Here is a 24957-nt window from a genome sequence, read left to right as displayed (position 1 = left end):
CGGCTCGGCGACGACTTCAGCGCCGGGGGTGGTCTGCTCGCTCATGCGGCAGTTCCTTTCATGACGAGGTCGAGCACGCCGTGCTCGTCGATCTGGGTGGCGGGGAGGGTGGTCAGGATGCGGCCGTCGGCGACGACGAGGACGGTGTCGGCGAGGCCGAGGACTTCTTCGATCTCGCTGGAGACGACGACGATGGCGTTGCCTTCGGCGGCGAGGCGGCGGATGAGGGCGTAGATCTCGGTGCGGGCTCCGACGTCGACGCCGCGGGTGGGTTCGTCGAGGAGGAGGACGCGGGTGCCGTGGACGAGCCAGCGGGCGAGGAGGATCTTCTGCTGGTTTCCGCCGGAGAGGGTGATGGCGGCGCGGTCGGGGTCGGCCGGGCGCAGTTCGAGCGCCTCGATCTGCNAGCCAGCGGGCGAGGAGGATCTTCTGCTGGTTTCCGCCGGAGAGGGTGATGGCGGCGCGGTCGGGGTCGGCCGGGCGCAGTTCGAGCGCCTCGATCTGCTCGCGGGCCTTCGCCCGGGCGGAGCGCTCGTCGAGGAACCCGCCCTTCGCGAACCTGGCCATCGACGCCAGCGTGACGTTGACGTAGATGGGCTCGTCGAGCACGAGCCCCTGGCTCTTGCGCTCCTCGGGCGAGAGGCCGACGCCGGCCGCCACCGCGGCGACGACCGAGCCGCGACGGAGCGGCTCGCCGCCGACCGTGACGGTGCCCGCGGTGGACTTGCGTGCGCCGTAGATCGTCTCGAGGATCTCGGATCGGCCGGAGCCGACGAGTCCGGCGAGTCCGACGACCTCTCCGGCGCGCACCGAGAACGAGACGTCCTCGAACGATCCGGTGAGGCCGAGGCCGTTCACGTCGAGCACGGTCGGGGCGTCGTCGGCGATCGGCGTCGCCGGCGGGAAGACGTTCTCGAGCGTGCGACCGGTCATGAGCCGGATGAGCTCGACCGTCGGGGTGTCGCCGACGGGCAGGCCGTTCGCCGTGCTCCGCCCGTCCTTCAGCACGGTGATGCGGTCGCCGATCTGGCGGATCTCCTCGAGGCGGTGCGTGATGTACACGACCGCGATGCCCTCCGAGGTGAGCTCCTTGATCACGTGGAAGAGGTTCTTGACCTCCTCGGAGTCGAGCACGGCGCTCGGCTCGTCCATGATGATCAGCTTGATGTCGTGCGAGAGGGCACGGGCCAACCTCGGTGTGCGGCGAGAGCCCGGAGTGCCCGAGGCGCGCGAGCAGCTCGCGGGTGCGCTTCGCGGCCTCGCTGCGGCGACTGAAGCCGCCGCGGGCCAGCTCGTGGCCGAGGTACACGTTCTCGGCGACGGTGAGGCCGTCGACGACGTCGAGCTCCTGGTACATCGTGGCGATGCCGAGGTCGATCGCGGCTTGCGGGTCGTGGATCTCGACGGGTTCGCCGAGCCACGAGATCGCGCCGTCGTCGGGTCGGTGCACGCCCGCGAGCATCTTGATGAGCGTCGACTTGCCGGCGCCGTTCTGGCCGAGGATGCAGTGAACCTCGCCGGGGAGGATGTCGAGGTCGACGCCCTTGAGGGCGCGGACGCCGGCGAACGACTTGGTCACCCCCTGGACGGTGAGTAATGACGATGAATGGTCAACTTTGATCACGGGGCGAACATAACACGCTCACCCAACGGCACGCGACCCCCAAAGGAGAGTGCCTCGAAAGCCCCCGAACCGGGTACACCGACGCCATCGGCCGGACTCCGGCCCAGATTGTGGGCCTTTCGCCACTTTTGCCAATGCAAAAACAAAAGTTGCAAAATCGCGCTCCACTTCTGCTACGGTGATCGAAGTCGGCGTGGACCCCGCATGTGGTTGCACCACCTTGGGTCGAATACGCGCCGTTCGGAGCTGCATCACATTCAAGGAGGAAACGAAATGCGCTCACTTCGGAAAGCGCGGATGCGCACCATCCTCACGGGGACTGCGCTTCTGGCTGCCGCCGGTCTGCTCGCGGGCTGCACCAGCAGCGGCGAGACGGAAGACGTGGTCGACCAGGGCACGTCGAGCGACGAGAACGCCGCCAGCGGCGACAACGTCGTCATCGGCTTCTCGGGTCCGGCCGCCGACCACGGCTGGCTCGGCGCCATCAACTCGGGCGCCCAGGCGGCCGCGGCGAGCTTCAGCGACGTCGAACTCAAGGTCGCGGAGGGCACGAACGACGCGAACGCGCAGATCGCCGCCGTCGAGACCTTCATCAACGAGGGCGTCGACGCGATCGTCCTGCTGCCCACTGACGGGGCGGCGCTCACCGAGGTCGCGATCAAGGCGATGGAGGCCGGCATCCCGGTCATCAACGTCGACCGCGAGTTCTCGAGCCCGTTCGCTGCACGCACGACGGTGCTCGGCGACAACTACGGCATGGGCGTCTCGGCCGGTACCTACATCTGCGAGCAGCTCGACGGCAACGAAGACGCCGTCGTCGCCGAGATCGCCGGCATCGACTCCCTGCCGCTCACGCAGGACCGTTCGCAGGGCTTCGCCGATGCACTCGCCGACTGCGGCCTCGAGGTGGGCGCCCGCGTGGCCGCCGACTTCACGGTCGCCGGCGGTGAGGCTGCCGCATCGCAGCTGCTCTCGGCCAACCCGCAGATCGACGCGCTGTGGAACCACGACGACGACCAGGGCGTCGGCGTGCTCGCCGCGATCAACTCGGCCGGCCGCGACGAGTTCTTCATGGTCGGCGGCGCCGGCTCGAAGAACGCGATGGAGGCCATCCAGGCCGACGACAGCGTGCTGAAGGCGACGGTCATCTACCCGTCGACGCAGGCCGCAGACGGCGTCGCGCTCGCGCGCCTCATCGCGCAGGGCAAGACGATGAGCGACCTGATCACGCCCAGCGTGCCCACCCGGATCGTCCTCGACGCTCCGGTGGTCACCAAGGACAACGTCGACCAGTTCATCGATCTCGCCTTCGAGTCCTGAGGGCCAGCGGGGCGCCCGGCCGAGTGGGCCGGGCGCCCCGTTCCATCTCCTGAGAGGAGCATCGCGTTGACACAGGAGCTTCGCGTCGCCATGATCGGCCACGGTTTCATGGGCGCAGCGCATTCCCAGGGCTGGCGGGTCGCCCCGCGGTTCTTCGACCTCCCGCTCGCTCCCGCGATGCAGGTCGTCGTCGGCCGCGACCCGGCGGCGACCGCCGCCGCAGCCGCACGGTGGGGCTGGGCCGAGGCCGCGACCGACTGGCGCGAGGTGATCGCCCGTGACGACATCGACCTCGTCGACATCGTGACCCCGGGCGACACGCACGCCGAGATCGCGATCGCCGCGCTCGAGGCCGGAAAGCACGTCCTCTGCGAGAAGCCCCTCGCCAACTCGGTGGGCGAGGCCGCGGCGATGGCGGAGGTCGCGGCTCGCGCAGCCGAACGCGGCGTCGCCTCGATGGTGGGGTTCACCTACCGTCGGGTGCCGGCGGTCGTGCACGCACGCCGGCTGATCGCCGACGGGCGACTCGGCGACATCCGACAGGTGCGAGCGGAGTACCTGCAGGACTGGCTGATGGACGCCGAGGCGCCGCTGACCTGGCGCATGAAGAAGGAGCTCGCCGGATCCGGCGCGCTCGGCGACATCGGCGCGCACGCGATCGACCTGACCGAGTTCATCACCGGGCAACGGGTCGAGCGCGTGAGCGGCATCATCGAGACGATCGTCGCCGAACGCCCGCTGCTCGAGCACGGCTCGGGGCTCAGCGGCAGCGCGTCATCCGAACGCGGGGCGGTCACGGTCGACGACCTCGCGCTGTTCACGGGACGACTGTCCTCCGGCGCACTCGCGTCGTTCGAAGCCACGAGGTTCCGCACGGGGCGCAAGAACGCCCTCCGCATCGAGGTCTCCGGGTCGAAGGGGGCCCTCGCATTCGACCTCGAGCGACTGAACGAGCTCGAGTTCTACGACGCGACCCAGCCCGAGACCGAGCAGGGGTTCCGCCGCATCCTCGTCACCGAACCGGGGCACCCCTATGTGGGGGCGTGGTGGCCGACCGGTCATATGCTCGGGTACGAGCACGGCTTCTCCCACCAGGTGCGCGACCTCGTCGTCGCCATCGCCGGGGGCATCCGACCCGAACCGTCGTTCGACGACGGCTTGCACGTGCAGCGCGTCCTCGACGCGGTCGAGCAGAGCTCGGCGGCCGAGGGCCTCTGGGTCACCGCCGCGGACTGATCCGCGGCACGTTCACGACACGAAAGGGAATCGCGATGGCGCGACCGATCACGTTGTTCACCGGCCAGTGGGCCGACCTGCCGTTCGAGGAGGTGGCGAGGCTGGCCGGCGAGTGGGGCTACGACGGCCTGGAGATCGCCTGCTGGGGGGATCACCTCGACGTGTCCAGGTGGGATGACGAGGCCTACGTGCAGGGCAGGCTCGACATCCTCGAGCGCAACGGCCTGAAGGTCTGGACGATCTCCAACCACCTCGGCGGCCAGGCGGTCTGCGACGATCCGATCGACCAGCGCCACCGCGACATCCTGAACGATCGCGTCTGGGGGGACGGCGATCCGGAGGGTGTGCGGCAACGCGCCGCCGAGGAGCTGAAGCTCACGGCGCGCATGGCGGCGAAGCTCGGCGTGAAGACGGTCACCGGCTTCACCGGCTCGTCGATCTGGAAGTACGTGGCGATGTTCCCGCCCGCGACGGCCGAGATGGTCGACGCCGGGTACGACGACTTCGCGGCGCGCTGGAACCCGATCCTCGACGTCTTCGACGAGGTCGGGGTGCGGTTCGCGCACGAGGTGCACCCGTCGGAGATCGCGTACGACTACTGGACGACGGTGCGCACGCTCGAGGCGATCGGGCACCGCGAGGCGTTCGGCCTGAACTGGGATCCGAGCCACATGGTCTGGCAGGACATCGACCCCGTCGGGTTCCTGTGGGACTTCAAGGACCGCATCTACCACGTGCACTGCAAGGACACGAAGAAGCGCCTCGACAACGGCCGCAACGGTCGCCTGTCGTCGCACCTGCCGTGGGCCGACCCGCGGCGCGGCTGGGACTTCATCTCCACCGGTCACGGCGACGTGCCGTGGGAGAACGCGTTCCGCATGCTGAACGCGATCGGCTACGACGGGCCGACCTCGGTCGAGTGGGAGGACGCCGGCATGGACCGCCTCGTCGGCGCGCCCGAGGCGCTCGGCTTCGTGCGCCGACTCGCGTCGTACGTGCCGTCCGACGCGGCGTTCGACGCGGCGTTCAGCTCGCGGTAGGCGCACTCGCTTCGACGAGACGATCGACGGTCGCACGGTTCGCCGTGCGGCCGTCGACGTGTGTCGGGCGCCGGCCGACGGGCACAGGGCCGCCGGGCACAGGGCCGCGGGGCACGGATGCAGGGCGTGTGCGAACCGATCGGCCCCGCGCCTCAGTCGTCGACGCCGGCGAACTCCGCGAACCGGCGCAGCAGCCGCTGCGGTTGGGTGACGGATGCCGCGCCCAGCCGTTCAGTCACGGCGCGCAGTTCGCTCGCCGGGAAGTAGCCGTGATGGCGGTACACGTTCGCCCGGGCGACGAAGTCGTGCGCGGTGACCTCGGGGTGGAACTGCGTCGCGTAGACGCGGGCGCCCGCGCGGTAGACCTGCACCGGGCAGGCGGCGGACGAGGCGAGCAGCACGGCGCCCTCCGGCAGCCGTTCGGTGGCCTCCTTGTGGCCGACGAGCGCGTCGAAGCGGCGGGGGAGCACGCCGGTGAGCGGGTCGTCGACGCCCGCGTCGGTCAGCGTGATCTCGACCGCGGCCGCGTCCTCGCCGTGCCGCGTGCCGACCTCGCCGCCGAGCAGGCGCGTCAGCACGCCGATGCCGTAGCAGGTGAACAGCAGCGGATGCCCGCCGTCGAGCGCGGCCTCGGCGACTCGGGCGAGGTCGTCCTCGACGCGGCGCTGCACGGGGTGCTTGTGCTCGTCGGGGGTGGTCACGTTGTAGGGGCTGCCGCCGACGACGATGCCCGCGTACGCGGTGAGGTCGGTCGCCGGCAGCGGCTCGACGTCGAGCCGCAGGTGCTCGAGCCGGTCGGCGCCGACCGCCATGGCGCGCCGGATCGACTCGTACTCGGGCCCGACGGCCTCGACCTCGGGGCGCGCCGAGAGGAACAGGAACGGGCGGGGTTCGCTCATCGCCCCCTCCGGCGGCTGCGCTGCTTCGCGCCGGCGCCGGTGCGCGGAGCGGGGCGACCGCCCTTGCCCCCGGACTTCGCGCCCTTGCCGCCCTTGCCGGCCTTGGCCGCCTCGGCGGCGCGCCGCTCGGCCGCGGCCTTCTTGGCCGCCTTCGCGGGGGAGAGCGCGGGCTCGTCGTCGGCCTGGCCGCGCGAGCTCTTCGCCTTGCGTCCGCGCACGACGCCCACGAACTCCTGGATGTCGTCGTCGTCGCGCTCGACGGCCCAGACGAGCGCGATGCGCGTCGTCGCGGCATCCGTCACCGGAACGGCCACGACGTCCTTGCGGGCGTGCAGGCGCGCGACGCCGTGCGGCACGAACGCGACACCCGTGCCCGCGGCGACGAGTTCGATCGTCATCGCGGCGTCGTCCTGCACGGGGGCGATGGGCTCGTCGGCGAGGTCGGCGAGGGTCAGCGAGGCCTCGTCGGCGAACGCGTGGTCCTTCGCGAGCACGACGACGGGCTGCTCCTCCCAGAGCGGGATCACGTGCAGGCCGTCGGCCTCGACCGGCAGGCGCACGAACGCGAGGTCGATCTCTCCCTCGTGGAGTCCGGCGAGTTGTGCGGCCTCGTCGACGCGATGCGCCTCCAGCGGCAGGTCTGGCCGCCGCTCGGTCCACGCTCGCAGCCACCTGGCCGGGCTCACCCCGGCGACGTAGCGCAGTTGCAGGGTCATCTCGCCCCCTCCTGTGCCACGGAAACGCCCATGACAGGCTATCGCGCCGCGATGGGCGGGCGCTCGGCATCGCGTCCTGCATGACGTCGGATGCCGCACACAGGCGAACCGGCTAACGTGTGAGGGTGAACGCCTCCCAGTCGATGAAACCCGAGACCGCCGCCAAGAAGCTCGGGATCCTCCTCGACGCGACCCCTGAGGAGTTCCGTGAGGGCACCATCACGCGCGACGAGGTCACGAAGCTGCAGGCCGACCCGCCCGAGTGGCTCGAGACGCTGCGCCGCGAGGGCCCGCACCCGCGCACCGTCGTGGCCTCCAAGCTCGGCATCTCGAACTCCGGCCTCGCCCGCGGCGGCGTCACCGAACCCCTGACCAGCGCCGAGATCAAGTCGCTGCTCGAGGCCCCGCCCCAGTGGCTCGTGCAGGAGCGCGCCACGCAGGCCGCCGTGCGCGCCGAGAAGATCCGGGTCGCCGATCGCGACAAGGAGCGCGCCGCGCGCTGGGCGGCCGAGGGTCGCACCGCGGGCGGCGGCGGAGCCGGCTCGGGCGTCTGACGCCCGCTCAGGCGGCGTACTGCGCCCGGAGGAACGCCGCGACATCCGCGAGTTCGAGCTCCGAGACGGAGTGCGCGAGCCCCTCGTAGATGCGCGCGTCGAGCGACGAGTGCGACGGCAGCCAGTCGCGCGTGCGCTCGACCGAGGCATCCGGAATCACCGTGTCGGCGGTGCCCCGACCCCAGAACACGGGCGGCGCGAGCTCGGCCATGCGCGCATCGCCGTCGCCCTCCCGCTCGCCGGGGAGCACGAATCCGGCCAGGCTCACGGCGAACGCGAAGCGCTCGGGCGCCCGGCGCAGCAGCTCGAGCGCCATCGCACCGCCCTGCGAGAAGCCGAGCAGGCCGACGGATGCCGCGTCGGGGGCGACCCGGTCGAGCCAGGCGAGGATCGCGTCGACCGCGGCACCCGCCCCCTCGACCGACAGCTCGGCGCCCTCGGCGAGGAGCGGGAACCACGCGTACCCGTAGCCCGTGAACTCCGGCGCACGCAGCGACGCGATGACGGGAGCGAGCGGGAGGTACGGGGAGAGGCCGAACAGGTCGCCCTCGTTCGAGTTGAAGCCGTGCAGGAGCACGAGCAGCGGCCGCCCCTCGCGGTCGGCGTCGGAGGCCGACCAGAGCACCGCCTCGTCATCGATTCGCATCCACGCATCGTATCCCGGCCAGGCTGGGGCAGAATCGAGGCATGAGCGTGCGCACCCCCGACCCCGACTGGAACGGCGACGACGAGCCCGCGGGCACCCCGGCGCCGAATGCGAACCCGGGTTGGCTCACCGATCTCGAGCTCGCCGAGATCCGTGGCCGGCTGCCGCTGCTCTACGTCGAGGCCGTGCCGGTGCGCGTCGACGGGCTCGGCCAGGTCACCGAGGTCGGCGTGCTGCTGCGCGCCAACGCGGTCGGCGAGATGACGCGCACGCTCGTGTCGGGGCGCGTGATGTACGGCGAGACCGTGCGCGACGCGCTGTTCCGCCACCTCGAGAAGGACCTCGGCCCGATGGCGTTCCCGCTGCTGCCCGCGAGCCCAGTGCCGTTCACGGTCGCCGAGTACTTCCCGATGCCCGGCATCTCGTCGTTCACCGACGACCGCCAGCACGCCGTGTCGCTCGCCTTCGTGGTGCCGGTCACGGGCACGTGCGAGCCGCGCCAGGACGCGCTCGAGGTCACCTGGATGACGCCGGCTGAGGCCGCATCCGATTCCATCGCCGATGAGCTCGAGGGCGGCCGCGGGCTCCTCGTGCGCCAGGCGCTCGCCTCGGTGGGCGCGCTGCGCTGATCGCGCTCCCTCCGGGTCAGCGGGGTTCGAGCACGACGACCGCCGTCTCGCGGCTGCGGCGAGCCGAGAGCGCCTCGATGTCGTCGCCGAAAGTCTGCCAGGCCGCCCACAGTCGTCGCCGCTCGTCGCCGGTCGCCGCGTGCGCCCGCACCTCGCGCCGGCCCGTCGGCAGCACGACCGTCGCGTCGGGATCCGCCAGCAGGTTGAGCCACCAGGCGGGTTCGGGCTCGGCCCAGCCGTTCATCGCGAGCGTGACCAGGTTCGGTCCGTCCTCGAAGTACGCGACGATGACGGCGCGCTCGCGGCCGGTGCGCCGCCCCGTCGTCGTGAGCTGCATCGTGCCCCACCGCTCCGGGCGGGGCGGCCAGAGGCCCTTGCGTCCGCGGGTGACGCGGTAGATGCCCCGATGCACGACCCAGGCGCCGCGCACGAACCAGCGCGGTGGGAGACGCGGGACCCGACTCCGGGTACCCGTGACGCGATCGGCCGAGTCCACCGTGCACCGCCTTCCGAGCCCGTGGTCCTCGGGCACGTCACACGCTTCCGCAGCAGGCCGGCGGCGTCAATCGGCCGATCGGCCGATTCCGCGGAGGGTGCGCGGGTCAGGCGCTGCCGCGGGTGATGAGCACGGGGTCGAAGATCATCGACGACGGGCGGGTGCCGGGTTCGCGGATCTGGGCGACGAGGATGCGGGCCATCTGCGCCGCCATCTCCTCGATCGGCTGGCGGACCGTCGTCAGGGTCGGGCGCGCGATCGTCGCGATGACCGAGTCGTCGAACCCGACGATCGCGACGTCGTCGGGGATCCGGCGCCCCTGGGCCTGGAGTTCGTGCATCGCGCCGAGGGCCATGAGGTCGTTCGCCGCGAAGACGCCGTCGACGTCGGGGTCGGCGGCGAGGATCTCGGCCATCGCCCGTTCGCCGCTCTCGAGCGTGAAGTCGCCGTGCACCGTTGGCGGAAAGGCCTGCCCGTGGCGTGCCATGGCGTCGCGGAAGCCGCGGGCGCGGTCCTGCGCGCTCGGCACGTCGTCGGGGCCGGCGATGAGGGCCACCCGCTGCGCGCCCCTCGCGACGAGGTGCTCGGCGGCGAGGCGCCCGCCGTCGTGGTTCGCGATGTCGACGAAGCTGACGGGCGCGTCGCTGGCCGGGCGGGCGAAGGTGACGGCAGGCAGGCCTGCGGCGGCGAACGCGGCGGGCAGGGGATCGTCGGAGTGCGTCGAGACGAGCAGTGCCCCGTCAGCCGCGCCCTGCCGCACGGTCGCGAGCACGTCGGCGCGGTCGGCGTCGGTCTCGACGAGCAGCAGCACCGGCTGGGTGTCGAGGGTGCGGAGCGTGCGCACGACACCGCTGATGACCCTGCTGAAGAACGGGTCGGCGAAGACGTCGGTCTCGGCCACCGCGCCCTGGTCGGCATCGGTGCCCGACACGGCGACGAGCACGCTGCCGGTGCGCCCGCTGGCGAGGGACCTCGCCGCCCGGTTGGGCACGTAGCCGGTCTCGGCGATCGCCCGGCCGACGATCTCCTTGAGCTCGACGGCGACGCCCCTGGTATCGCGGATCGCCCGGGAGACGGTCGCCCGGGACACGCCCGCGACGCGGGCGACGTCGTCGAGCGTCGGGGTGCGCAGGTCTGCGGGCTTGTCCACGCGACGACCCTAGCACCGATGGGATCGCGCTCTCCGAGAATCACCGGCTTCGATCCGAGGATCGGGAACGGTTCCCGAAATACGCATCATTCGGCTGTGCGCGAATGGCACGGCGCCGGATTTGCGGGGCACTTCGGATGTCTCATGAGAGCGCTATCCAATCCGATCCCATCGATCCTGAAGGGCTGAGCGTGCCGCTTTCCGGGTGCTTCTGCGGCTGGGAATGCCCGGAAACATGCGGATCCATGCCGAACCGTCGCTCGGTGCCTCGCCGGTGACCGGGGAAAATGTCCCCTTGACAGGGGGCAAAAACTCGGACGATACTCGGTCGCGCTGGGATAAGAGCGCTATCCAAGGCATCACGAGTGCCAGGGCGTGCGCCTCAATGACGAGACGAACAGCCGACCGCTTCCGCGCGTCGGCGCGACCAGAGGAGACCCTCACCGTGACTTCCCATCCGCCGATCGAGACGAGACGGCGCGCCTCGATGCGCGCACTCGCGCTCGGCGCCGCGATCGCCGCGACCCTCGTCGCGAGCGTGATCGCCGCCCCCGGACCGTCGGCGTCCGCCGCGCCCGTCAACCTCTCCCAGGGCAAGCCGGCGACGGCGTCCTCGGTCGAGAGCGCGGACTACACGCCGGCATCCGCCGCCTTCGACGGCAACGCCGGCACCCGCTGGTCGAGTGTCTGGAGCGACCCCCAGTGGCTCCAGGTCGACCTCGGTCAGCAGTCGACCATCGACCGCATCGACCTCAGCTGGGAGGGCGCGTACGCGAAGGCGTACGAGATCCAGGTCTCCGACACCGGCACCGGCGGCTGGACCACCATCCACTCCACCACCACCGGCCCGGGCGGCACCGAGTCGCTCGACGTCGACGGCGAGGGCCGCTTCGTTCGGCTGCTCGGCACGGCCAGGGCCAACGGCTACGGCTACTCGCTCTGGGAGTTCCAGGTGTTCGGCACCGCCGGCACGGATCCGACCGACCCGACCGACCCGACCGACCCGACCGACCCGACCGACCCGACCGACCCGGGCGAGGTCGACCCCGGCTACCCGAACGAGCCCGGCCCGTTCACCACCCCGAGCGTCGTGAAGGTCGCCGGCGGCGACGGCGACTGGTCGCTGCAGGTGAACGGCAAGCCGTACACCGTGAAGGGCTTCACCTGGGGGCCCTCCTTCGCCGAGGCCGACACCTACATGCCCGGCCTCACCGGGATGGGCGCGAACACGACCCGCACCTGGGGCACCGGCGCCGACACGAAGACGCTCCTCGACTCCGCGGCGAAGCACGGCGTGCGCGTGATCAACGGCTTCTGGCTGCTGCCCGGCGGCGGCCCGGGCTCGGGCGGGTGCATCAATTACACGACCGACTCGACCTACAAGGCGACGACCAAGGCCGACATCCTGAACTGGGTCGAGGTCTACAAGTCCCACCCGGCGACCCTCATGTGGAGCGTCGGCAACGAGTCCCTGCTCGGGCTGCAGAACTGCTTCTCGGGAGCCGTGCTCGAAGCCGAGCGCAACGCCTACGCGGCGTACGTCAACGAGGTCGCGGTCGCGATCAAGGCGATCGACCCGAACCACCCGATCACCTCGACCGACGCCTGGACCGGCTCCTGGCCGTACTACAAGGCCAACAGCCCGGCGCTCGACCTGCTCGCGGTCAACTCCTACGGAGACGTCTGCAACATCCGCGAGACGTGGGAGGACGGCGACTACGACTGGCCGTACATCGTCACCGAGGGCGGCGCGGCCGGCGAGTGGGAGGTTCCGGATGACGCGAACGGCGTTCCCGACGAGCCCACCGACATCGAGAAGGGCGAGGCGCTCCGCGACTCGTGGCGGTGCATCACGGAGCACGAGGGCGTCGGACTCGGCGCGACGTTCTTCCACTACGGGCTCGAGGGCGACTTCGGCGGCGTGTGGTTCAACGTGAACCCCGGCGGCAACAAGCGCCTCGGCTACTACACCGTCGCCGACATGTGGAACGGCTCTGCGGCGGGCGGCAACACCCCGCCCCGCATCAGCTCGATGTCGATCCCGTCGTCGGGCTCGATCGTGGCCGGCCAGCCGTTCACGTTCAACCTCTCGGTCAGCGACCCCGACGGCGACCCGCTGACGTACGTCACGTTCTTCAACTCGAAGTACATCGACGGCGCCGGTGGCGTGCAGTACGTCGAGCACCAGCGCAGCGGCGACGCGATCACCGTGGTGGCGCCGCAGAAGCTCGGTGTCTGGAAGGCCTACGTCTTCGTTGAAGACGGCAAGGGCAACGTCGGCGTCGAGACCCGCTCGTTCAAGGTCGTGCCGCCCGCGGTGCCCGGCACGAACGTCGCGCTCGGCAAGACGGCGACCGCGTCGAGCTTCCAGACCTGGGGCGACAACTACACGCCCGGCCAGGCGTTCGACGGCAACACGGCCACCCGGTGGTCAGGCGAATGGGCGCCGAACGGATGGATCCAGGTCGACCTCGGGTCGCCGAAGGCGTTCGACCGGTTCCAGCTCGTCTGGGAATCCGCGTACGCGAAGTCCTACGAGGTGCAGACCTCGAACGACGGCACGAACTGGTCCACGATCAAGACGGTCACCGGCGGCGACGGCGGCATCGACACGTTCGACGCCGCAGGCACCGCACGCTACGTCAAGCTCAACCTCACCGAGCGCGGCACCGAATGGGGCTACTCGCTCTTCGAGGTCGGCATCTACGACCTGCCCTGATCCGAGCCACCCGGGCCGGCGCCCCCACTCCACGCCGGCCCGGGTTCCCCACCGCCTCACCCGAGTCGCGCAACCGCATCCCCGCGACCGGTCGCAGGCGCGCGCCCGCGCGCCATCCCGAGCCCAGGTCCGAACCGGACCGAACGCACCGCATCCGGCGCACGGCGCCAGGATCCACCGCTCTTCACGAAGGACGTACACCGATGTTCCCCCTTCCCACCCACCGGCACGCGACGGACACCGCCGGCGGCGACGGCTCGTCGTCTCGCGCCGACGCCATCCGCAGGCCCCTGCCGTTCGCGATCGCCGTCACCGGCCTCGCGGCCGTCGGACTCGTCGCGGGTTCGCTCGTCGCCACGAACGCCGCGAACGCCGCGAACGCGGCATCCGACACCCTGCTCTCGCGGGGGGCGCTCACGAGCGCCTCGAGCTCCGAGTCCGGCGGACTCGGCCCGCGCTTCGCCGTCGACGGCGACCGGTCGACGCGCTGGGCCAGCGCCCCGTCCGACGGCGAGTGGTTCCGCGTCGACCTCGGCGCGAGCCATCCGCTCGATCGGGTCGTGCTCGACTGGGAGGCCGCCTACGGCGAGGCCTTCACCATCCAGGTGTCCGACGACGCGCAGCAGTGGGACACCGTCGCTGCCGTCACCGACGGCAACGGCGGCGTGCAGACGCTCGAGTTCACGGGCGCCGGCCGCTACGTGCAGTTCGTCGGATCCGAGCGCGCGACCGGCTACGGCTACTCGCTGCTCGAGTTCCAGGTCTACGGCGACGGCGAGGTCGTCGACCCCGAGGACCCGCCCGTCTTCAACGACGAGGTCACCCACCACGAGTTCCAGGCGAACTGCACCTTCTCGCACAACCGTCCGGACGACCCGATCGTCTACCCGGGCCAGCCGGGCGCATCGCACCTGCACACCTTCGTCGGCAACCGCTCGACCGACGCGTTCACGACGACCGACTCGCTGCTCGCGAACACCGACTCCACCTGCACGGTGCCGCAGGACCACTCGTCGTACTGGTTCCCGGCCCTCTACAAGGGGACCGAGGTGATCGAGCCCGACATCCCGATGACGATCTACTACAAGTCCGGCATCGACGACTACAAGAAGGTGCAGCCGTTCCCGCAGGGCCTGCGGTTCGTCGCGGGCGACATGAAGGCCACCCCCGAGTCCTTCCGCACCGCGCCCGGCGCGGTCGAGGGCTGGGAGTGCGGCGGGATCTCGAAGAGCTGGGACATCCCCGATTTCTGCGACCCTGGCACCGAGTTGAACATCCGCTACCAGGCGCCCTCGTGCTGGGACGGCATGCACCTCACGCCCAAGGCCGCGCAGGAGATGGGCCACGGCCCGCACATGGCGTACCCCGTGAACGGACAGTGCCCGATGACGCATCCGATCGCGGTGCCGATGATCGAGTTCAAGATCGCGTGGCCGGTGAGCGGCGACATGTCGGATGTGCGGCTCGCGAGCGGATCGGATCAGTCGTGGCACTACGACTTCTTCAACGCGTGGGAGCCCGAGGTGCTCGACCGGCTCGTCGAGCAGTGCATCAACGGCGGGCTGCAGTGCAACCCGCGCGGCTACGACCTCTACAAGCCGCACCGCGGCGCCGTGCTCGACGAGCAGTACAACCTGATCCCGAAGGCGTGATCCGAATGCGAGATGACATGACGAAACGACGAACCGTGCGTGCGAGGACCCTCGCCGCACTCTCGACGGCCGGCCTGATCGGCAGCGGCCTGGTCCTGGCCGGCGCGGCACCCGCGAACGCTGCGGACTGCGAGGCGCTGCCTGCGGGCTCGACCACGGCGAGTGCCTCCAGCTCGGAGGGGCCGTTCACCGCGAACCTCGCCGTCGACGGCAACGCGCAGACGAGGTGGGGCTCCTCCTTCGCGGATGCCGAATGGCTCGCGCTCGACCTCGGCGAGGAGCGCGACATCTGCTCCATCGAGATCGACTGGGAGGCCGCCTACGGACGCGGATACCGCGTGCAGGTCTCCGACGACGGCTCGAACTGGACCACCGCGGCCACCGTCACGGCCGGCGACGGCGGCCACGACACCGTGGCCGTCGACGCCGAGGGCCGATGGCTGCGGCTCCAGGGAACGCAGCGCGGCACGGGATACGGGTACTCGATCTTCGAGCTGCAGGTGCTCGTCGGCGAAGGAGGCGAACCGCCGGTGGGCGTGATTCCAGGCGGCGGCGACCTCGGCCCGAACGTGCACGTGTACGACGACCAGACGCCGGACTCGACCATCCAGGCCGAGCTCGATGCCGCGTTCACCGCGCAGGAGACCGACCAGTTCGGGCCCGCCCGCTCGCAGTTCCTGTTCAAGCCGGGCAGCTACGACGTGCACGCGAACGTCGGGTTCAACACCTCGATCAGCGGTGCAGGGCGCCACCCCGACGACGTCACGATCAACGGCGGCGTCTGGGCCGACGCGCAGTGGTTCGGCGGCAACGCGACGCAGAACTTCTGGCGCTCGGTCGAGAACCTCGCGATCGTCCCACACACGGGCGAGGCGCGCTGGGCGGTCTCGCAGGCCGCGCCGATGCGCCGCGTGCACGTGAAGGGGGCGCTCAACCTGGCCCCCTCGAGCTACGGCTGGGCGAGCGGCGGCTTCATCGCCGACTCCAAGGTCGACGGCGCGGTGCGCTCGTACTCGCAGCAGCAGTGGCTGAGCCGCGACTCCACGTTCGGGTCGTGGGAGGGCTCGGTGTGGAACATGGTGTTCTCGGGCGTCGAGGGTTCGCCAGCGCCGCACTTCCCGAACCCGTCGCACACGGTGCTCGACACGAGCCCGATCACGCGCGAGAAGCCGTACCTGTACTGGGCCGGCGACGACTGGGCGGTGTTCGTGCCGAGCCTTGCGACGAACACGCGAGGCACCACGTGGGACGGCGGCCAGACGCCCGGCGAGTCGATCCCGCTCGACGAGTTCTACGTGGCGCAGCCCGGCGACTCGGCCGAGCGCATCAACCAGGCGCTCGCACAGGGCCTGAACCTGCTGCTGACGCCCGGCATCTACCACGTCGACGAGACGATCGAGGTCGATCGCGCCGACACGGTCGTGCTCGGGCTCGGCTACGCCACCATCGTGAACGACGGCGGGGTCGCCGCGATGCGCCTCGCCGACGTCGACGGGGTCAAGCTCGCCGGCGTGCTCTTCGACGCCGGCACCGAGCACGCGCCCGTGCTGCTCGAGGTGGGCGAGCCCGGGGCATCCGCCGACCACTCCGACGACCCGATCTCGCTGCACGACGTGTTCCTCCGCGTCGGCGGTGCGGTCGCCGGCAAGGTCGACGACGCGCTCGTGGTGCACGCCGACGACACGCTCGTCGACCACATCTGGTCGTGGCGCGGCGATCACGGCGAGGGCATCGGCTGGAACCTGAACACCGCCGACCGCGGCCTCGTGGTCACGGGCGACGACGTGACGGCCTACGGCCTGTTCGTCGAGCACTTCCAGCAGTACAACACCGTCTGGAGCGGTGAGCGCGGGCGCACCGTGTTCTACCAGTCGGAGCTGGCGTACGACCCGCCGAACCAGGCGGCGTGGATGAACGGCTCCACGCTCGGCTGGGCCGGCTACAAGGTCACCGACGACGTCGACGAGCACCAGGCATGGGGCGTCGGCGTCTACTCCTACAACAACGTCGATCCGAGCATCGTCACGCACAGCGCGATCGAGGCTCCGGCGAAGCCGGGGATCCGGCTCCGCAACCTGCTCGCGGTGTCACTCGGCGGCAACGGCATCATCAGCCACGTCGTGAACGACCTCGGCGACGAGGCGAGCGGAACCGACACGATCCCGAGTTACCTGGCCGCATTCAACTGACCAGGACCAGCAGGACGGGCGACGCGGTGATCCCGCGTCGCCCGTTCGTCCGTTCGTCCGTTCGTCCGTTCGGGGGACGGATGCCGCGGCATCCGCTCCGAGCTGAGCCTCCGCTTCTAGGCCGTCGGCAGCCCGAGCGTCTCGAGGAACACGCGCGCGAGGCGTGGCGCGTCGACCGTGAGTGCGACCTCGACCTGCTCCCACTCGACTCCGTCGCCGTGCACGAGGTCCTCGCCGGGGCGACTGCGCTGGTCGACGAGCGTCTGGCCCCTCGCGTATCCCGACAGCTCGACCCGCACGGGCAGCCGTCGCATGCCGAGTGCGTCGGGGTCGACGAGCGAGCAGACCGCGCCGGCGTCGCCGATGAGGCCGCTGTACTCGAACGATCCGTCGGCCGAGCCCGCGACGCGATGGCCGAGCAAGGCTCCGACGACGCGGCCGAGCGGGTTCTCGCCGTTCTCGAGCCGCGCGGCGAGCTCCTGCGGAACCCCGACCTCGTTGAAGACGTCGAGCCCGTACATGCAGGTCGGAACGCCCGAGTCGAGCACGATCGCGGCCGCCTCCGGGTCGTGCCAGACGTTGAACTCGGCGACGGCGGTCGCGTTGCCCACCGACGCCGAACCGCCCATGAACACGATGCGCTCCAGGTTCCGCGCCACGTCGGGGTGCGTGCGCAGCAGGAGGGCGACGTTGGTCTGCGGCGCGAGTGCGACGAGCGTCACGGGTCGCGGCGCGGCGAGGATCGTGCGGCGCAGGAACTCGACGGCGTGCTCGGGCTCGACCGTGCGCGAGGAGGCCGGGAGCTCGACCCCGCCGAGTCCGTCGGTTCCGTGCACGGTGGCCGCCCTGGCCGCCTCGATGAGCGGGCGACGGGCACCCGCGGCGACCGGGACGTCGTCGCGACCCGCGGCGGCGAGCACCCGGAGCGTGTTCTCGACGACCTGGTCGAGCGCCACGTTGCCGGCGACGCAGCTCACGCCGAGCAGCTCGAGCTCGGGGTGACGCGCGGCGAAGACGAGGGCGAGTGCGTCGTCGACACCCGTGTCGACGTCGAGGATGACAGGGATCGGCATCGGGCCAGACTAACGCCGGTTCGAACGCTCCGCCGAGGGTGCGCGTGCGGGGCCGACGCCTCGGCGTGGGCTCCGAACGCGAGACGAGCGGATGCCGCAGCACCCGCTCGTCTCGGTCGAATCTCGAATGCGCCCGCTCAGCGCACCATGCGGATCTCGTGGATCGACTCGCCGAGGAACGGCTCGTCGTGCGAGGCGCCGTCGGCGGTGAAGCCGTTGCGCTCGTAGAAGCCGATCGCGTGCTCGTTGGCCGAGGGCACCCAGAGGGTGACGGCCTCGTCGCCGACGGTGGCGTCGAAGAGCTTCTGCCCGATGCCGTGGCCGTGGTGCGAGTCGAGCAGGTGGATGAAGAACAGCTCGCGCTCGCGGGGCGCATCGTCGTCGCGGGCGGGGCCGGCGCCGGCGAAGCCGACGATCTCGCCGTCGACGAGGGCGGCGATGTAGGTGTGCGCATCGCCCTGCCCGAGCCGGTGGGCCCAGAGCTCGGCCATGCGGCGAGGGGAGAGGTTCGCGAGGGTGGCCTGGTCGACCAGCTGGTCGTAGTCTTCGTGCCAGCACTGGGCGTGCACGCGCCCCAGTGCCTCGGCGTCGGAATCGCGGACCGGACGGATCACAAGGGCTTCGGCAACGACTTCGGTGCTCATACCCAGAGGCTAAGCCAGGGTGCGGCGCACGACAAATCGAGCCGGTCCGTGCGCCCGATCGTTGTCCATCGGTGACAATGCGTCGTCGTGGAGCGGATGCCTCGTGCCGGTCGGCCTCGACACGGCACCGCGCCCGCAGACGCCGACGGCCCCGACGAGCAGGTGCTCGTCGGGGCCGTCAGGTGCGTTGCTCGGGCGGGATCAGCCCTGGGCGCGACGGTTCGTGCGCTGGCTGCTCTGGCCGACGAGGCTGCCGACGCGGAGCGGCTGCTTCGCAGGGCGACCGGATGCTCCACGCTGTGCGCCGGTGGTCTGCGCGCCGCGGCTGTGGCCGCCGCCCTGCTTGGGAGCGTTGGCCCTGGCCTCGGCGGGCCGGCCGGACCGGTCGCGACGGGGAGCGCCGGGCGCGACATCCGCAGCACCGGCGCCGCCGTTGCCACGTGCGCCGCGACGACGGCCGCCGCCTTCGGTGCGGGCCTCGCCCGAGACGGGAGCGCCGTCGCGAGCTGCACGCTTGCGCTGCGCGTTCGCGCCCTGCGAGCGACCGCCGCCGCCCTGCTGCTGCACGGCAGCGCGGGGCGCGGGCTTCACGAACGGGGCGACGTCGCCGACGAGCTTCACGACCGACGGGGACTTCGCGGTCACGCGCTCGGGCACGACCTGGATCGCGGCCTTGCGGAGCAGGGTCTTGAGGTCCTGCTTCTGCGAGGGGAGGCAGATGGTGACGACGTCGCCCTCGCTGCCGGCGCGAGCGGTGCGGCCCGAGCGGTGCAGGTACGCCTTGTGCTCCATGGGCGGGTCGACGTGGATCACGAGCTCGACGTTGTCGACGTGCACGCCGCGAGCCGCGACATCCGTGGCCACGAGCACCTTGACCGAGCCGTCGCCGAACGCGGCGAGGTTGCGGTCGCGCTGCGGCTGCGACAGGTTGCCGTGCAGGTCGACGGCGGGGATGCCCTGCTCGGCGAGCTTCCTCGCGAGCTTCTTGGCGTGGTGCTTGGTGCGCATGAAGAGGATGCGGCGGCCGGTGCCGGAGGCGAGCGCGGTGATCAGGTCGTTCTTCGCGTCGACGTCGTCGACCTCGAACACGTGGTGGGTCATCGCGGCGACGTGCGAGGTGGCCTCGTCGACCGAGTGCAGCACCTCGTTGTGGAGGAAGCGCTTGACGAGCTTGTCCACGCCGTTGTCGAGCGTCGCCGAGAAGAGCAGGCGCTGGCCGGACTGGGGGGTCTTGTCCATGATGCGCGTGACGACGGGCAGGAACCCGAGGTCGGCCATGTGGTCGGCCTCGTCGAGCACGGTGATCTCGACGGCGTCGAGGGTCACGTGACCCTGCTTCATGAGGTCTTCGAGGCGGCCGGGGCAGGCCACGACGATGTCGACGCCGGCGCGCAGTGCGTCGACCTGGCGCTTCTGGCTGATGCCGCCGAAGATCGTGGTGGTGGTCATGCCGTACGCCTTGGCGAGCGGGGCGAGCACGGCGTCGATCTGGGTTGCGAGCTCGCGCGTGGGGGCGAGCACGAGGCCGAGGGGGCGGCCGGGGCGGCGCTTGCCGCCGGCGAGCTCGCCGCCGAGGCGCGCGGCCATCGGGATCGAGAACGCGAGGGTCTTGCCGGAGCCCGTCTTGCCGCGGCCGAGCACGTCGCGCCCGGCGAGCGTGTCGGGCAGGGTGTCGACCTGGATCGGGAAGGGGCTGGTCTTGCCGTCGGCCGAGAGGGCCGCGACGATGGGCGCGGGAACGCCCAGCGTGCTGAAGGTGGTGTCGGTCATGGGTGCCTTTCGGGGCGCACCGCACGGTGATGCCGGCGCAGGTGCGCGTTCGCAGTGGTGCGGCGGCGCGGTGCGGCGGATCGGCCCGGCGATGGGATTGGCGAAGGCGCCGGTCGGCGCATCCGTTCGCCGTATGAGAGTCAACGGGCGCCCTCTGATGAGGCCCTGCCCGGAAAGCGTTTCTACGACGCAGGCGGCGCGTTCATCGCGCACACCACCAACGAGCATAGCGGATGCCGCCGGGCCGACGCTGTGAATGCCCCGCCGGTCGTGTCGTGGGCCCCGATCACCGCGACAGGCGCTCGCCGACGGGCACCTCATCGCGGAGCGTGTTGCCCGGCTGCGCGAGCGGGCACGACCACGACGGGTCGTACGCGCACGACGGGTTGTAGGCGAAGTTGAAGTCGACGATGAGGGAGTCGAGGCCGGCGCCCTCGCCGAGATCGGCGCCCTTGGCCGTGTCGAGCAGGTAGCGCCCGCCGCCGTAGGTGCCGCCGGGTGCGCCGGCGAGCGTGTCCTTCACGGGCAGGAAGAGCCCGCCCGCGTACTGGGTGAGCCGCCAGACGTCGAGCGAACCGAGGTAGGGCACGCGAACAGTGCCGACCAGCGCGAAGCGGATCTTGCCGTCGGTGGCGCTGTCGACGACGAGCTTCTGTGGCTCGGCGGGCCGGCGCACCTCGAGCTCGAAGCGCCAGTCGGGGTCGTAGCGCGACACGTTCAGCCCGGTGAATGAGGCCCGGTCGTCGGGCAGCAGCGGCGACTGCGGATGCCCGGCGAAGAGCTCGTCGCGCCCCGACTTCCAGAGTTCGTGGCCGGCGGCGGGGTCGTGGGCGCTGAGCTGGCGCACGCCCGCGTACAGCCCGAACACGCGTCGTCGCCAGTCCGTGAGCTGCAGCGACGGGTTCGAGGCGGTCATGCGGTGCCCCCTTCTGGTCGGGCGGATGTCGCGGGTCGGTCGGATGTCCCGGCTCGGCCGTATGTCCCTGGTCGGCCGGATGTCGCGGCTCGGGCGGGTGCGCCGGGCGGCGGCGCCTCGTCGGGGCGTGTCGCCGCGGCATCCGCCGTTCCGGGTGGATCGAACGACCAGGTGGGCGCGAGCTGGCGGAGCCGGCGACCGCGCCACTGCCAGAACGCCCAGGTCGGGTACCAGGCGACGGCGTCGAGGGCGCCGGCGTGCGCGACGAGACGGTCGCGGTAGAGGGTGCGCCCGTCGGGCAGCGCCGAGACGGCCATGCGGTGATCCCACCGGTCGAACAGCGCGAACGGGCCCGTGAGCGCGCCGCCGCCGTCGCGGAGCATGCGGACGCCTGGCGGAAGCCCGCCGGGATGGCTGAGGTCGACCACCTCCTCGCCGATCGGCACACGCCCGAACGCGCGCGGCTGCAGGCGGTGACGCCCCTCGGTCCACGCGGTCGGCAGCCCGCCTGGTTCGAGCGAGGTGAAGTCGAGCCACGGGGCGACGACCTCGCGCAGCACGGCGGGGCTGTGCAACGCCCGCCACGCGGCATCCGGCCTGCAGTCGAGCGTGAGCTTCAACATGACCCGCATGAGCCGACCATATGACCGACGGATGCCGCAGCCAAGCATCTGCGCCGGATTCGCGGGGGTGTGGCGGCCGGCCGACCCGGAATTCAGGAGATCCGGCCTCAGAGGCGCACGAGCGGATGCGAAGGGCAGGATCTCCTGAATTTCTGCGCTCCCCGCCCGGCGTTCGCGCATTCCCGACGCCTAGACTCCAGCGCATGGCCGACGGACTCTGGTGGGTGCCCTCGCTCGTGGTGGCCGGCGTCGCCGTCACGGCCTTCGTCGGGGCGGTGCTGGGGTTCCGCCGCCTCGGCGCCAAGCGCGAACAGTCCGCGCTCGCGGCGGCGCGTCCGACCGAGGTGCAGGCCAAGTCGCTCATCGTGCAGGCCGACACGGCGGTGCGCGAGGCGGTCGCCGAGGTCGCGTTCGCCGAGGCCCAGTTCGACGAGGCGACGGCACGCATCGCGAGGGACGCGGTCGATGCGGCGCAGCGGTGGCTGCGCGAGGCGTTCCTGCTGCAGCAGCGCCTCGACGACGCCGCGCCCGACACGGCCGCCGAGCGCCGCACCTGGAGCGCGCGCATCATCGACCTCTGCGAGCAGGCGCTGCGCACGCTCGACCGGGCGGACGCCGAGCTGAGCGCCAGGCGTCGTGCCGAGCACGGCGCGAGCGTCGAGGCGCCCGCGCTGCAGGCCCGCGCTCGCGAGCTCGCCATGCGGCGGCGAGAGGCGGCCGGTGCGCTCGAGCGGCTCGCCCGCGGATTCGCCGCCTCGGCGCTCGGGGGAGCCCAGGGCGCCCTCGCGCGCGCCGATGCCGCGCTCGCCGCGGCCGACGAACGGCTGGCGGATGCCGCGGCCGGCCTGGCACGTGCGCACCCCGTCGCTGCGGCGACCGAGGCTGCGGCCGAGTCGCTCGATCGTGCCGCCCGCGCGCTCGCCGAGGCCGAGGGCGTCGAGGCCGAGCTCGGGGCGGCCGCCGCCGACGAGGCCGAACTCGCCCGCCGGCTCGAAGCCGACGTGGCCGCTGCCAGGCTCGAGCGCGACGCGACCGACGATTCCGACGCGGGCGCCGCCCTCGCCACCGCGGTCGCCGATGCGGCCGGGGTGCTCGGCAGCCGCCGGGACCGCACGGCCGATCCGTTCGCCGGGCGCGACCGCCTGCGGGTGACGCTCGATCGCCTCGACGCCGCACGTGCCTCGACCCGGGCCGCGCAGTCCCGCCTCGACGGCGCGCGCGGCGCCCTCGGGGGCGCACTTGCGATCGCCGAGAGCCAGCTCCGGGCCGCGAACGCCGCCATCGCGCACGGTGGTCCACGCGTCGGCGCCGACGCCCGCACGCGCCTTGCCGAGGCGGAGCGACAGCTGCTCATCGCGAGGCAGGAGCCCGATCCGGTCGCCGCTCTCGACGCCGCCCGGCGGGCGACCTCGCGGGCGAGCGACGCCGAGGCGCTCGCGGCCTACGACGCGATGGTGCGCTGAGCGCCGGCTCGGTCGCGCCACGCCCGGTCGCGCCACGCCCGGTCGCGCCGAACGGTGCCCGCCGTGCCGCATCGCGTCATGAACGCCGTCCGGGTGCCGACGGCGGGGCGGGTCGGCGTTAGCCTGTCGCGGTGAGCGATTCGACGAACGCCCTCGGGCAGGCGAAATACCAGGTCCGGTTCGACTGGGGCGTCGACGGCGCCCGGCGCATCCTGCCTGGGGCGCACGTGGTCGTGCTCGTCGACGCCGTGCTGGCCACGACGCAGGCCGTGCTCGCCGCCGAGCGGGGCGAGACGTTCGCGCTCGCCGAAGGCGCGGCACCGGATGTCGCGGCCACCGAGTCCGCCGACCTCGCCCGCGAACTGGCCGGCCACGACGTGGTCGTGCTCGCCGCCTCGCTCCGCAACCGCGAGGCGGTCGCCCGGCGCGTCCTCGCCCTGCAGGAGGCGCGGGGCGAGCGCCTCTTCGTCGCGGTGGTCGCCGCCGGCGAGCGAGCCGCCGTCGACCGCGACTCGACGGCACCGTCGCCGGCCAGCGGCATCCGCTTCGCGATCGAGGACCAGCTCACCGGCGGCGCCGTCATCGACGCGCTCGTGCGACTCGGCATCGATCACACGTCGCCCGAGGCGGCCGTCGCCTGCGCCGCCTTCGAGGGGCTGAAGCATGCGGCCGTGCACCTCATCGGGGCGGGGGGCAGCGGGGCCGCGCTCACCGCGGCCGGCCGCAGGGACGAGGTGCGTCAGGCGACGCAGCGCGACGTCACCGACCTGGTGCCGGTGCTGCGCAACGGGGTGTTCGGGGCGTAGCCGACGCCTCCGGTGCGGCTCAGCCCGTTGGAGCCCTCAGGCCGCGGTCTGGTCGAGCGTGACGCGCCCGCTCGCGCTCGCCTTGCGGGCCCGGTGCGCGCGCACCTTGGCGCGGTTGCCGCAGCGCTGCATCGAGCACCAGCGGCGGGTGGCCGCACGCGAGGTGTCGAGGTAGACCATGTTGCAGTCGGGGCCGTCGCATTCGCGCAGGCGACCGGCGTTCTCGGGGGCGAAGACGTCGACGGCGTCGCGGGCGATCGTGGCGAGGGCCTGCGGAACGGTGTGCACCGAACGGCCGGCCTGGCGGGTGCCGCCGCCGAGCGACGGCGGGATGTCGGGGGTGGCCGCATAGAGGTTCACGACGTCGACGTCGGCGCCGCGCAGGTCGTCGCCGTGGGCGGCCGCTCGGGCCATGCGTACGATCGCGTCACGCAGGGCGACCGCGTCGAAGAGATCGCGGGATCGGGCCGAGCCGACGGCGACCGGGAAACGCTCGCGGAGCCATTCCGTGAGGTCGTCGGGCGAGTGCAGCCGCTCGGGCGCCGACGGGGCCGACGCGGGATGCGGGCCTGCGTGCGGGGCGGTCGGTTCGCCGAGCGCACCGGTGGTGGCGAAGTCGAGGGCGAACGAACCGGAGTCGAACCACCAGCGCACTCCCTCGGTGGAGACGAGCCATTGTCCGACGGGGATCGACACGGTGGAGACGGGCACCCGGCAATGCTAGCGGGCCTGCGGGCACCCGAAGGTCGCGATACGCTCACGTTTCGGGCGAACCTCGTCGCGAGCGGGCCG

Annotated in this window: 21 protein-coding genes and 2 pseudogenes; 10 read left to right on the top strand and 13 right to left on the bottom strand. The window is 71.9% G+C overall.

All coding sequences use genetic code 11. The features are described from left to right. Positions 1-41: 41 nt before the first annotated feature. Together ASE68_RS20765 and ASE68_RS15005 are read right to left on the bottom strand one after the other, a co-directional pair. Positions 42-405: pseudogene (locus ASE68_RS20765) on the bottom strand (ATP-binding cassette domain-containing protein); the annotation flags it as partial. Position 406: 1 nt separating this feature from the next. Then, positions 407-1579, bottom strand: a pseudogene (locus ASE68_RS15005) (sugar ABC transporter ATP-binding protein); the annotation flags it as partial. A gap of 318 nt (positions 1580-1897) precedes the next feature. On the opposite strand from ASE68_RS15005, the gene ASE68_RS15000 reads away from it, so the two are divergent. The 3 genes from ASE68_RS15000 (at position 1898) to ASE68_RS14990 (ending at position 5220) form a co-directional block, all read left to right on the top strand. Further along, the gene (locus tag ASE68_RS15000) at positions 1898-2944 is read left to right on the top strand and encodes a substrate-binding domain-containing protein (RefSeq protein WP_055860333.1); all 1047 of its coding nucleotides are present in this window, start codon (positions 1898-1900) and stop codon (positions 2942-2944) included. A 90-nt stretch (positions 2945-3034) separates the two neighbouring features. Continuing rightward, the gene (locus tag ASE68_RS14995) at positions 3035-4180 is read left to right on the top strand and encodes a Gfo/Idh/MocA family protein (protein ID WP_055860330.1); all 1146 of its coding nucleotides are present in this window, start codon (positions 3035-3037) and stop codon (positions 4178-4180) included. A 35-nt stretch (positions 4181-4215) separates the two neighbouring features. Further along, positions 4216-5220 carry a sugar phosphate isomerase/epimerase gene (locus ASE68_RS14990; protein ID WP_055860328.1) on the top strand — a complete coding sequence of 335 codons (1005 nt, stop codon included), beginning with the start codon at positions 4216-4218 and terminating at the stop codon, positions 5218-5220. A gap of 152 nt (positions 5221-5372) precedes the next feature. Here the strand turns inward: ASE68_RS14990 and ASE68_RS14985 are convergent, their stop codons facing one another. Together ASE68_RS14985 and ASE68_RS14980 are read right to left on the bottom strand one after the other, a co-directional pair. Further along, entirely contained in the window at positions 5373-6119 is a 747-nt protein-coding gene (locus tag ASE68_RS14985) for a glutamine amidotransferase (protein WP_055860325.1), read from the bottom strand. Continuing rightward, complete coding sequence (locus ASE68_RS14980) at positions 6116-6835, bottom strand: LysR family substrate-binding domain-containing protein (RefSeq protein ID WP_055860323.1); 720 nt, start codon at positions 6833-6835, stop codon at positions 6116-6118. The genes ASE68_RS14985 and ASE68_RS14980 overlap by 4 nt, the downstream gene beginning before the upstream one ends. Positions 6836-6978: 143 nt before the next feature. On the opposite strand from ASE68_RS14980, the gene ASE68_RS14975 reads away from it, so the two are divergent. Continuing rightward, a complete protein-coding gene (locus ASE68_RS14975) occupies positions 6979-7389 on the top strand; it encodes a DUF5997 family protein (protein ID WP_055861475.1) in 411 nt (136 codons plus the stop codon). Between the two features lie 7 nt (positions 7390-7396). Here ASE68_RS14975 and ASE68_RS14970 read toward each other — a convergent pair whose 3' ends face one another. After that, positions 7397-8035 carry an alpha/beta hydrolase gene (locus ASE68_RS14970; RefSeq protein ID WP_055860320.1) on the bottom strand — a complete coding sequence of 213 codons (639 nt, stop codon included), beginning with the start codon at positions 8033-8035 and terminating at the stop codon, positions 7397-7399. Between the two features lie 41 nt (positions 8036-8076). On the opposite strand from ASE68_RS14970, the gene ASE68_RS14965 reads away from it, so the two are divergent. Then, the gene (locus ASE68_RS14965) at positions 8077-8664 is read left to right on the top strand and encodes an NUDIX hydrolase family protein (RefSeq protein ID WP_055860316.1); all 588 of its coding nucleotides are present in this window, start codon (positions 8077-8079) and stop codon (positions 8662-8664) included. A gap of 16 nt (positions 8665-8680) precedes the next feature. Here ASE68_RS14965 and ASE68_RS14960 read toward each other — a convergent pair whose 3' ends face one another. Together ASE68_RS14960 and ASE68_RS14955 are read right to left on the bottom strand one after the other, a co-directional pair. Further along, entirely contained in the window at positions 8681-9160 is a 480-nt protein-coding gene (locus tag ASE68_RS14960) for a nitroreductase/quinone reductase family protein (protein ID WP_055860313.1), read from the bottom strand. Positions 9161-9266: 106 nt separating this feature from the next. Further along, the gene (locus ASE68_RS14955; RefSeq protein ID WP_157421667.1) at positions 9267-10310 is read right to left on the bottom strand and encodes a LacI family DNA-binding transcriptional regulator; all 1044 of its coding nucleotides are present in this window, start codon (positions 10308-10310) and stop codon (positions 9267-9269) included. Between the two features lie 445 nt (positions 10311-10755). Between ASE68_RS14955 and ASE68_RS14950 the strand changes: the two genes are divergently transcribed. The 3 genes from ASE68_RS14950 to ASE68_RS14940 all read left to right on the top strand — a co-directional run bounded on the left by ASE68_RS14950 (position 10756) and on the right by ASE68_RS14940 (position 16870). Continuing rightward, entirely contained in the window at positions 10756-13029 is a 2274-nt protein-coding gene (locus tag ASE68_RS14950; RefSeq protein WP_235480868.1) for a discoidin domain-containing protein, read from the top strand. A gap of 203 nt (positions 13030-13232) precedes the next feature. Further along, positions 13233-14681: a DUF1996 domain-containing protein gene (locus tag ASE68_RS14945; protein WP_082462281.1), complete on the top strand. Its 1449-nt coding sequence runs from the start codon at positions 13233-13235 to the stop codon at positions 14679-14681. A gap of 17 nt (positions 14682-14698) precedes the next feature. Further along, complete coding sequence (locus ASE68_RS14940) at positions 14699-16870, top strand: discoidin domain-containing protein (protein WP_235480867.1); 2172 nt, start codon at positions 14699-14701, stop codon at positions 16868-16870. A gap of 116 nt (positions 16871-16986) precedes the next feature. Here the strand turns inward: ASE68_RS14940 and ASE68_RS14935 are convergent, their stop codons facing one another. The 5 genes from ASE68_RS14935 to ASE68_RS14915 form a co-directional block, all read right to left on the bottom strand. Then, positions 16987-17943: a nucleoside hydrolase gene (locus ASE68_RS14935; RefSeq protein WP_055860304.1), complete on the bottom strand. Its 957-nt coding sequence runs from the start codon at positions 17941-17943 to the stop codon at positions 16987-16989. Between the two features lie 137 nt (positions 17944-18080). Next, positions 18081-18587 carry a GNAT family N-acetyltransferase gene (locus ASE68_RS14930; protein WP_055860301.1) on the bottom strand — a complete coding sequence of 169 codons (507 nt, stop codon included), beginning with the start codon at positions 18585-18587 and terminating at the stop codon, positions 18081-18083. A 201-nt stretch (positions 18588-18788) separates the two neighbouring features. Next, positions 18789-20357, bottom strand: a complete 1569-nt coding sequence (locus tag ASE68_RS14925) for a DEAD/DEAH box helicase (protein WP_055860299.1) — start codon at positions 20355-20357, stop codon at positions 18789-18791. A gap of 286 nt (positions 20358-20643) precedes the next feature. Continuing rightward, complete coding sequence (locus ASE68_RS14920; RefSeq protein ID WP_055860296.1) at positions 20644-21273, bottom strand: DUF1684 domain-containing protein; 630 nt, start codon at positions 21271-21273, stop codon at positions 20644-20646. Next, positions 21270-21905 (bottom strand): hypothetical protein, encoded by a 636-nt coding sequence (locus ASE68_RS14915; protein WP_200921718.1) that lies wholly within the window; start codon positions 21903-21905, stop codon positions 21270-21272. The genes ASE68_RS14920 and ASE68_RS14915 overlap by 4 nt, the downstream gene beginning before the upstream one ends. Before the next feature lie 194 nt (positions 21906-22099). On the opposite strand from ASE68_RS14915, the gene ASE68_RS14910 reads away from it, so the two are divergent. After that, positions 22100-23359, top strand: coding sequence for a hypothetical protein (locus ASE68_RS14910; RefSeq protein WP_055860293.1), 1260 nt, complete (start codon positions 22100-22102; stop codon positions 23357-23359). A 131-nt stretch (positions 23360-23490) separates the two neighbouring features. Next, positions 23491-24165, top strand: a complete 675-nt coding sequence (locus ASE68_RS14905; RefSeq protein WP_055860290.1) for a 2-phosphosulfolactate phosphatase — start codon at positions 23491-23493, stop codon at positions 24163-24165. 36 nt (positions 24166-24201) lie between these two features. Here the strand turns inward: ASE68_RS14905 and ASE68_RS14900 are convergent, their stop codons facing one another. Next, a complete protein-coding gene (locus ASE68_RS14900; RefSeq protein WP_055860287.1) occupies positions 24202-24876 on the bottom strand; it encodes a CGNR zinc finger domain-containing protein in 675 nt (224 codons plus the stop codon). Positions 24877-24957 lie beyond the last annotated feature (81 nt).

It is taken from the genome of Agromyces sp. Leaf222, from assembly GCF_001421565.1.
Taxonomy (GTDB): domain Bacteria; phylum Actinomycetota; class Actinomycetes; order Actinomycetales; family Microbacteriaceae; genus Agromyces.
Note: the sequence above shows the minus strand (reverse complement) of the source record. Positions and strands in the feature narration are given on the sequence as shown.